At 45.6% G+C, this 10,903-nt stretch carries 1 protein-coding gene; it reads left to right on the plus strand.

Going from position 1 to position 10,903, the window contains the following annotated elements; genetic code table 11:
- Nucleotides 1–882 precede the first annotated feature (882 nt).
- Nucleotides 883–10,902: a hybrid non-ribosomal peptide synthetase/type I polyketide synthase gene (locus tag S4054249_RS01780; protein ID WP_046355919.1), complete on the plus strand. Its 10,020-nt coding sequence runs from the start codon at nt 883–885 to the stop codon at nt 10,900–10,902.
- Nucleotide 10,903: the final 1 nt, after the last annotated feature.

Consider the following 10,903-nt stretch of genomic DNA (forward strand, 5'->3'; position numbering starts at 1 on the left):
CGCGCCTGCCTTTGAACATGAAGATCTGCTACACATTGGTTAGTCCATTAATGACGTTTGCTGGTGATGATTGCGAAGCTTAATAAGCCACTACCACAAACCTTATAACTTTTATGCTTTGGGTTATCCTCAAATCAGTATAGTTTAATTCGACAGATATAAATGGCCGATTTGAGTTTAAATGATTGACAGCGCTAGCATCTGACAAAGCTATCTGGCTGATCACGCTATGATAGGTCGTTAAGCGTCAACATGCGTTCATACAGCGATACTAGATTATTGGTAATCTCATCAGCATTGATTAACAACCTTCTAAGTGAAACTATAAACTGCATTTGAGGTTATCTAGCCTGAGTCCTGCTTTGCATTGGAGAGAGTCATAAAGTTTAAACTTTACGGAGGGTTATATCTTATCTATTTGTTAATTTTTGGTAATTTTGATTTATTTTTTTATTTTGTGTGATAGCATCTTAATGGCAGTAATTAATAAATAAAGAATATTCCGATTTTTAGGTAATGAGTATTGTTGTCTAGTTGTCTTGCCTGCATGAATAGCATTTTCTTTTATTAATAACCCTTTAAAATCAATATTATATTGGTTTTTGGGAAGTGGTAAAAGGTGTAGTCTATTAACTTAACTTGCAGTGTTTAGAAGTTAATTAACCTTCTTTTTTGCACGTCTACAAGCGTATGCGTAGTTGTGAACAGCTATATGTCACGCGGTTGTTAGTTCGTTGTGAATTTTAAATTGATTAATTTTTTTCAATTTTGTGGTTAGAGCTAGGATTGCGGTAACAGCCTTCATTGCATAGAACACAAAGCCTGTAAAGCGTCCAGATCCTAGCACAGAGATCACTTAATCACTCTTTTTGTGGGCATGGCATGAAAACAGACTTAGTGACTGCGTTAGTTACATTAGCTAATACCCGTGGTGGTGACACTGCGTATCAATACTTTTTCTCCGACGACCTTCCAAGTCAATCATTGACTTATCATCAGTTAGATCAACGAGCTAGACAAATAGCACAGCACTTAAGTGAGCACTTTGAGCAAGGAGATCGTGCACTTTTACTATATAACTCTGGCTTTGCGTTTATCGAAGCATTTTTTGCGTGTCTATATGCTGGGATCATTGCTGTCCCAGTGTATCCACCAAAAAAGAATCAAAATATTACGCGGCTGCGAAGTATTATTGAGGACGCTGGAGCAACAGGTGTGTTGACCTCAGAGAAGGTGAATGAGATAGCACGTCCATTGTTTGAGTCAGAAACGAGTCTCAATGACTTGGCACTGTTTACAACGGATACCATAAAGTGTGACGTTAAGCCTGATTGGCAAACCATTTCAGTAAATGGCCAAGATTTGGCATTTTTACAATATACATCTGGCTCTACGGGTGCCCCAAAAGGGGTTATGGTCACCCATGATAACATTGTCGACAACGAAGAAATGATGAAGGTGGCCTTTGGCCACAGTAGCAAAACGCCGATCGTCAGTTGGTTGCCTCACTTTCATGATATGGGACTTATTTTTGGCATATTGCAGCCAATTTACATTGGTGCGCCAGCGTGCTTAATGAATCCTACTTATTTTTTACAAAAACCAATACGTTGGCTCAAATTACTGACTGAGTTTAAAGGGGTGACATCCAGTGCCCCCAACTTTGCCTACGACTTGTGTGTTGATACCATCAAAGAAGAAGAATTGGCAGAGCTTGATTTATCCCATTGGCAATCAGCTCTAAATGGTGCTGAGCCCGTTCGTGCCAGTACCCTTGAGCGTTTCTACGAAAAGTTTAAGCAGTGCGGATTACGTAAAGAGAGTTTGTCTCCTTGCTATGGTATGGCTGAAACAACGCTTTTTGCGACAGGGGGGACCTTGCTTTGCGAGCCGATAATTTTGACCCTAGATAATGACAAAATGCTGGATGGTGTGGCCAAAATAAAAGAGCGTACCGTCGAAAATGGGAACAACGCAGAGTCATCTACTTACCAGGCTGTATCCAGTGGTCATACATGGTGTGAACATGAGGTTGCCATTGTGTCGCCAAGCACCCTAAAGCGCTGCAATGAAGGTGAAGTTGGCGAGATCTGGGTGAAAGGGGCGAGTGTCGCGAAAGGTTATTGGAATAAGCCTGAGCAAACAAAAGCCATTTTTCAAGCGACTATTGCGGGTGAAGAAAGTGGAACTTATTTACGTACAGGCGATTTGGGCTTTTTACAGCAGCAGGCACTCTTTGTTACTGGGCGTTCTAAAGATGTACTGATTTTCCGTGGTAAAAATTATTACCCACAAGATATTGAGCTCACAGTCAGCGAGTGTGATAGCGCACTCGAAAGCAATGGCGGCGCGGCTTTTTATGTTCATGCTGACAATGAAGACAAATTGGTTATTGTACAGCAAGTCAAACGCACCGCTATTCGCAAGTTAGATCACAAACAAGTGATAGACAAAATAATCAGTGCCATTGTCGAGCAGCATGGTATAGCGCCTTATGACGTGGTTTTGATTAAGCCCAGCCGTTTGTGTAAAACATCCAGTGGCAAGGTGCAGCGTCAAGAAAATAAAGCGCATTATGAACAAGGGCGTTTTGAGGTTTTGGCGGCGTTTAAATCAGAACAACCAGACAATCAAGCTGCGCCTTTGCCTGCCAAAAATATACAGTCTAAATCAGAACACACCTTATATCGCAGCGCGTGTCAGCTACTGCAAACTATCATCGCGATGGAAGTCGGTGTAGAGCATACAGCGTTAGATGTGGATGCCTCCTTTTTATCCTTGGGGGTGGACTCAATGAAGGCTGTGCGCATTTCTGGGGAGTTGATTGAACTACATGGCATCGAACTTGAGTCGACCATTTTGTATGAGTATCCAAGCATCAGTGAGCTTGCTCAATATATTTGCCAATTTGATGAAGTGAAGGCTGCGCTGACTCAATCTAGTAAAGACAACCCACATATAGAATCAAAAAGTAAGCCAGAGCAATTGCGTGACGAGTCACAAAGTAAAGCTACGTCCAGTGCTGAGAGTCAAGAGACAGACATTGCTGTCATCGGTATGGCCTGCCGATACCCTGGTGCCAATAATCTAGATGAATTATGGCAATTACTAAGCACTGAACAGGATGCCATTAGCACACCAAGTGAGCATCGCCAACAATTGTGTGCTGACGTGAATGCACAGCGCTTAGGCGGGTATCTAGATGACATTGCTGAATTTGACCACACGGTTTTTGGTATTTCACCAAGCGAAGCAAAACACATTGACCCTCAGCACCGCTTACTGCTGGAAAACACTTTTCATGCGATTCAATCCGCGGGGTATATGCCAGTGCAATTGGCAGGCTTAAAGGTGGGAGTGTACGTTGGCATTTCACAAAGTGACTACTTTTCCCTGTCACAGCAAGTGCAAAAAAGTACCGCCTATCTCGGTACGGGTAATGCGCTGAGTATCGCAGCAAATCGACTATCGTATTTTTATAACTTTACTGGGCCTAGTTTGGCGATTGATACGGCATGTTCTTCGTCGCTGGTGGCGTTGCATCATGCAGTGCAGGCGATAAGGTGTGGCGATATACCTCAGGCATTGGTGGCGGGCGTTAACCTGATTTTGAGCGATGATGTATCGCAAGCATGTGATAACGCACAGATGTTGGCTGCAGATGGACGATGCAAGACGTTTTCTGACAGTGCTAATGGCTATGTGCGCAGCGAAGGTGTTGGTTCTATTTTACTAAAACCTTTATCGCAAGCCATCGAAGACAATGACCCGATTTATGGCGTGATCAAAGGGAGTGCAGTTAATCAAGACGGGCGCAGTAATGGGATCACTGCGCCCAATGGCCGGGCACAGCAGCAAGTGATCCAATCTGCGCTTGAGCATGCCGGTGTTAATGCACAAGATATTGATTATGTAGAAGCACATGGTACAGGGACAAAACTGGGCGACCCTATTGAGATGTCAGCTCTGCAACAGGCATACTGTCAGCAGCGCGGCAACACATTATTGGTGGGGTCAATCAAGGCGAATATTGGTCATTTAGAGTCGGCAGCGGGTCTGGCAGGTCTAATCAAAACCTTATTGTGCTTTAAACATCAACAGATCCCTGCGCAGCGTTATAGTGAGACGCTTAATAGCCATATTCCGTGGGCAAAATATGCCATAGCGATCCCAACCGGAGATACGCCTTGGCCAACCAATGAAGGGATACTGGGTTTAGCTGCGGTAAGTTCATTTGGTTTTGGTGGTACCAATGCACACGTCATTGTGGCACCGCCTTCAAAGAATAAAATAGCGCATAATCAACCAGTTAAGCAACCTAGTTGCTATGTGTTACCGCTCGCGACAAAGTCGCAGCAGGCGCTATCAAGCTGGGCAAAACAATTCGCACGCCAGCTGGAAACCCTTTGTGACAAAGCTGGTGCAGATTTAGTTGCGCAAGTCTCGACATCACCTGTGTTAAAAGGGGTTAAAAAAGCATTTTATGGCATAGATCGGCAGGCGCTAGTACAACAGCTGAATGATGCAGATGTGTCTGTGATAGCAACTAATCAAGGTGTAAGCACACCAAAAATGGTATTTTTATTCACAGGGCAGGGTGCGCAATACCCAGATATGGGCAAAGCGCTGTATCAATCTGATGAGGTGTTTAAAGCAGCCATAGATGAATGTGAGTCTCTGTTGCTTGCGCATTATGATGAGCGCTTAACTGATGTGCTTTACGCAGAGTCACATCATGAAAAATTAAATCAAATTCGTTGGACCCAAGTCGCCATTTTTGCTGTCGAATACGCCATGGCAAAACGGCTTAACTCAATAGGTATTTTCCCTGATCTATTGATTAGTCATAGTGTCGGTGAATATGCCGCAGCGTGCATTGCCGGTGTAATGTCTTTGGCTGACGCAATTAAGTTGGTGAGCGCACGGGCGACCTTAATGCATGAGCTAGACCCAGGTGGCCAAATGGTTGCGGCAAGGTGCACGCTTGAACAAGCGCAATCTGTTGTTGCTGAGCATACACACACTGCTGCTATCTCCGCATATCATGGGGCAGCCGGTGTGGTATTTTCAGGCGGCACGGATGCAATCACACTCATTTGTCAACAACTCACGACTATGGAAGTGCGCTTCAAAGTTCTGAATACAGGGGCTGCATTTCACTCGCCACTTATGACGCCTATGTTAGAGGCGTTTGCTAAGGTGGTCAGTTCGGTCACATTGCATAAGCCGAAAATCGAGTTTGCCTCTTCAGTGACTGGCAAAGTAGAACAAGATAGAGTCACTGACGCCAAGTATTGGTGCGAGCAAATTACGCAACCAGTGCGATTTGATACCAGCTTACAGCCGTTGCATGAGATGGCGCCGATGTGTTTTATTGAGCTTGGTCCCAAACCGGTCTTAAGTGGCTTGATCCAAGAGAACTTGCCACGTATTGAGGCGACTTATCTATCGGTGTTGCGTGATAAAGGGGATGATCGCGAGCGCTTAGGTGAGTGTATTGCCAACCTGTATGAGCTCGGTTTTGACATCAAGTGGCAGGATTTTTACACATTTTCGTCAGAGTCTAATCCCCAGCGCTTGCCGTTACCTCAGTATCCATTTGATAAGCATATGCATTGGATGGGAGAAATAGAACCATCATCAACAACAGCCTCTAGCACCATATCGCCTCAACCTGTGACAGATGAGCTTCACAGAGCACAGGCGATAGAAGAATATATTTTATCCACTTTGGCAAAAGAACTGGGGATGGATGCTGTGCAAATCGACCCGCATCTGGCGCTACTAGAAATGGGCGTGGATTCTTTGATGATAATGCGGGCTGTGCGTATGTTCGAAAAACAGTTCGATTTAGAGTTCAGTGTGCGGCAGTTTTATGAAGAGTTGAGCACGGTAGCAAACTTAGTGACCTATGTCGCTCAACATAGTGATTATCTGACGCTGGAAGAAGAGACTGTGGAGGAAAATACGCCGCCACACGCAGCACGTCCGCGATCTGAAAGCGCATCAATTAATGTACCTGATAATAACCACTTGATTGAGCGTGTTTGTACTGCACAGCTGCAAGCTGCCGCCAGCGTGAATAGTGAGGCTGCACAGCTCAGTGTATCCGATGTTACCGCTCAGCAGTTGGCTTGGCTTGGACAGCAGCCAAAAGGAGAAGCGAGTGATAAGTCAACGCTTTCGACAGCCCCTCAAGCACGTTTTGCAGACTCAAAAGTTACGCCTTCAACAAGTGAGTCGACTCATCAATCGATGGCATCTGTACTGCCTGGTTTTCAAGCCAAGCAGCTGCAGCGGCAAGCAGGTACTGAGGAAATGCGTCAGCACAGTGAGGCGCTCGGCACGCAGTACTGCCAAAAGACGGCAACTTCTAAGCAGCTGGTCTCTCAGCACAGGTCGCATCTTGCCGATTGTCGTGCATCAGCTGGGTTTAGGTTATCGAGCAAAGAAATGCTTTACCCTATTTTTGCTAAGCGCTGTGATGGTGCTCGAATTTGGGATATTGATGACAATGAATACATTGATATTACCATGGACTTTGGGGTGAATTTGTTTGGTCACAAACCCTCTTTTATCAACACGGCAATTTCTCAGCAATTAGAGTGTGGCATTCAGCTAGGGCTAGCAAGTCCGCAGGCCTGTGAGGCGGCTTCTCTTATCAGTGAGCTGACTGGGTTAGCCAGAGTCTCATTTTGTAATTCGGGCACTGAAGCGGTGATGACTGCACTGAGGCTTGCCAGAAATAAAACCAAACGACCGCGCATTGTTCAATTTGAAGGCGCTTATCACGGCCATTTTGATGGTACATTGGCGGCCGTCGCGCCCGATGGTGAGCGTGTGGAGCCAATGTGTTCGGGGGTACGCCACGAAACCGTTGCCGATAACTTAGTGCTTAAATACGGTGATTTCGCTGCGCTTGAGCAGATAAAACAACAGGGCCATGAGATAGCGGCAGTGTTAGTCGAGCCTGTGCAAAGTCGCCACCCTGAACTTCAACCATTCGAGTTCTTAAAGCAGCTTAGAGCGTTAACGAAGCGCTTGGGCATCGCTTTAATTTTTGATGAAATGATCACAGGGTTTCGCGCTCACCCAGGTGGCGTACAAGGGTTACTCGACATCCAAGCTGATATGGCTACATACGGAAAAATTGTCGGTGGTGGCTTGCCCATTGGTGTGGTTGCTGGCAGTAAAGAATATCTTGATGGCATTGATGGTGGTATGTGGCAATACGGCGATCAGTCGTTTCCGCAAGCAGACACCACATTTTTTGCAGGCACTTTTTGTAAGCACCCCTTGAGCATGGCAAGTGCGGTTGCGGTACTTAAAGAGATTAAGCGCCAAGGCCCTGAATTACAGATTGCACTTGCGCGCAAAACTACCTATTTGAAAGACCAGTTGAATGCGTTTTTTAAAGAGCATGCTATCCCGATTACGATCAATGCATTCTCATCGCTATTTCGCTTTCAATTTAGCCAGAACTTAGACGTGTTCTTCTACGAATTATTGAATCGCGGGGTATTCATTTGGGAAGGACGTAATTGCTTTATCAGTGCCGCACACAGTGATGCAGACATTGAGTTTGTTATTCGCGCTGTTAAAGATAGTGCGCTCACGTTGCAGCAAGCTGGTTATTTTGGTGATGTGACAAAGCCGGTTCATGTCGTGCACCCCGATGGCTGTGCGAGTCAGCTTACTCAAGGACAAAGTCAATTGCTGGCACTGGCGCTGCGCAGTTCAAATGGGGCACTTGCGTATCATTTACAGGCCAGTATTGGCTTGGCTGGTGCACTGGACGTGGACAAACTCAAGCGCGCCGTCGCACATGTGGTGAGCAGTTACCCGCTGCTAAGCTGTGGCGTTGATGTGGCTGAACTTAAGCATATTACTTGCGCAGCCCCCGAGCTTGTTTGTATCTCTATTGCGCCAGAGGACGCACTGAAAGAAGTTGAACAGCGTTTGTCAGCGTTGCGTTATCAGCCATTTGATTTTGAACAAGAGGGTCTGTGCAGGTTCTATTTATTGAGTGATAACGTGCATAACCATTACTTGAGTGTGGTGTTGCATCACATTGCATGTGATGGTATTTCTCTACAGTTGTTATTGGCAAAAATAGCTAAAAACTACAGTACAGGTGAGCAAGTTGAATGCCCAAGTGCCCCAAGTTTTGCCGAATATGCGCAAGCATTGTCAAACTACACCCAGACAAATATATATCAGGAAGATATGCATTTTTGGCAAGCTCAGTTAGCCGCGAGTGAGCAGTTAGTTTTGCCACTGAAACGAGGCGCGAAAGCTCAGTCCAATTATCAAGTGCAACAACTGAGGTACCCAGTGAGCACCCAAGCGGTGCAAAACCTTCAATCTATTGCAAAGGAGCAAGGTTGCGGATTGTTTGCAACACTATTGGCCTGTTATGTGGCTTGGTTACATAAATTGTCTGAGCAAACGCGTATTGCTGTCAATGTACCAGTCTCAGACCGTCAATTACTCTCACCTGATGTAGACGCTGACGTATTAGACGCGCATTTACTTGGCTATTGCACCAATATGCTGCCGTTGCAACTGGATGTCTCACCGACGATGACGTTTGGTGAATTAGTCGCTCAGGTGCAAGACAGATTACTCACAGGGTTTGAACATCAGCATCTTCCCTATGCTCATTTGTGTGAACAAGATTGGATCATGCCAAGTACGGTATTTAATTTTGATCGTGTACAAACGTTACCAGAATTCAGCGGTTTACAATCAACCTCGGTCGCAAATAACAACTGTTTTGGTCAGTTTGAAGTGTCTTGCAATATCTTGAATATTGGTGAGCAGTGGTGGTTTGAACTCGATTATCAACGTGATAGATACGATGGCGACATGTTCGTGCGTTTTGCGCAGTCTTGGCTAGTCATGGTGGCTAATCTCTGCGCAGATCAAGCCATGCACAGCGACCTGTTTGAATTGCAAAAAGATGATACCTATAACCAGATGTTATCTGCACAACTGGCCAATTCTTTTCTGGGTTTTGAGTCTGATTCATTGATTGACATGGTGTCGCAACAGGCGTTTAAAACACCGCAAAAAATAGCGGTGAAAGATGATATTACTCAGCTTAGTTACCAAGTGCTAGAAGCGCAATCGAATCAATTAGCGCACCACCTCATGGCGCAAGGTGTTGGGGCGGGTAGTTTAGTGGCGGTTGCTTTATCACGCACCAGCAAGCTGTTGGTCGCTATGCTGGCAGTGTTAAAAGCGGGAGCGGCTTATTTACCCATTGATGTTACTTACCCGCAAGCGCGAATACGAGAAGTGCTGTCAGATGCGCAAGCTGATTTACTGCTGTGCGATGCGCCATGTGCTGAAATTAAAACCATGGTTGATGCGGGCATGGTGTGTATCGATATTGACCTAGAAGCCAGTGAAATAGCCGCGTGCCAAAGTGTATTACCAAAAAGCACAGTTGCCAGTGAGCAGCGCGCTTATGTGATTTATACCTCGGGCTCAAGCGGTCGACCTAAAGGGGTCGAAATTAGCCATGGCGCTTTGGCTAACTTTTTACTTTCCATGCAAGATAAGCCAGGAATTTCCCAGCAAGACCATGTGTTAGCCATTACAACGATGGCATTTGATATTGCGGCATTGGAGTTATTCTTACCAATTATTTCTGGAGCGACCTTAGTGATTGCCAGTGAAGCTGCATGTAGTGATCCACTGGCGATTTCAGAGTTGATTGAACGACAGCAGATTACCTTCATGCAAGCAACGCCAACGCTTTGGCAGCTTATTATTCAAGCTGCCCCCAGTTGTATTTCAGGGTTAAAAGTACTCTGTGGCGGTGAGCCGTTGACTGCAAACTTGGCACAAAAGCTATTGGACCAAAATGTCCTACTTTGGAATATGTACGGGCCAACTGAAACGACCATTTGGTCAAGCGTCGCGCACATAACGAATGCACATGAGATTACCATTGGTCATGGTATTGCGAATACGGGGCTATTTGTTATGTCTGAGCAAGCGAGTGAGCAAAGCGGTCCTTTGCCCATTGGTGTTTGGGGTGAGCTTTGGATTAGTGGTGCGGGCTTGGCAAATGGTTATCTTAATCGAGCAGAGTTGAGTGCCCAGTATTTCGTGATGCATACAGTTAATCAGCAACGTCTGCGATTTTACAAAACTGGTGATAAAGCAAGGTGTTTACCCGATGGCCGATTTGAGTTGCAAGGGCGGTTAGACAACCAAGTGAAGTTGCATGGGCATCGCATCGAGTTGGCTGAAGTTGAGTATCAATTGCGCAAGTTGCTCGGTCATGATGATGTACGTGTCTTAGTAAAAACAGACCAGTCAGGCACAGCCCATTTATGCGCGTTTTGCCTCTTGTGTCCACAGCAAGGTGTGCAGTGGGAGTACAGTGCCATTCGTCAGCATTTAATGATGAAGCTACCCAGCTATATGGTACCAGAGTTTGTCAGTTGGCTTGCTCAGTGGCCTCGCACACCAAATGGCAAAATTGATACCAAGGCGCTTGCCCTGCCAGTGCTTGAAACTGGTCATGTAGCGCGCCATCGCGCGCCTGATAACCAGATAGAGCAGACTTTACTTGGATATTTTATCGACTTATTACCCATTGAGCAGATGAGCACGGACAGTAGCTTTTTTGACTGTGGTGGTAACTCGGTCATGGCAATGCAGTTGATATCTCGGATTAACCGACATTTTGAAGTGCGTTGCACCGTGGCTGACGTGTTTGATTTTAGTAGTGTCGTTTTACTTGCTCAGCGTATTGGTGTGCTGAAGGTAGATCCTGATCAGACAATGCACAGCGCGACCCAAGTAGAAGTTATCAGTGACATAGTTAGCGGGCGTGATATCAGCGCAGCTTTTGATGATAAATCCATGACAGAGATGGACTTGTAAG

The sequence above is a fragment of the Pseudoalteromonas luteoviolacea genome (assembly GCF_001750165.1).
Taxonomy (GTDB): Bacteria; Pseudomonadota; Gammaproteobacteria; order Enterobacterales; family Alteromonadaceae; genus Pseudoalteromonas; species Pseudoalteromonas luteoviolacea_G.

What these genes read in the sequence shown, in the direction of transcription:
- S4054249_RS01780 (WP_046355919.1), top strand. Translation starts at nt 883, where the DNA reads ATGAAAACAGACTTAGTGACTGCGTTAGTTACATTAGCTAATACCCGT.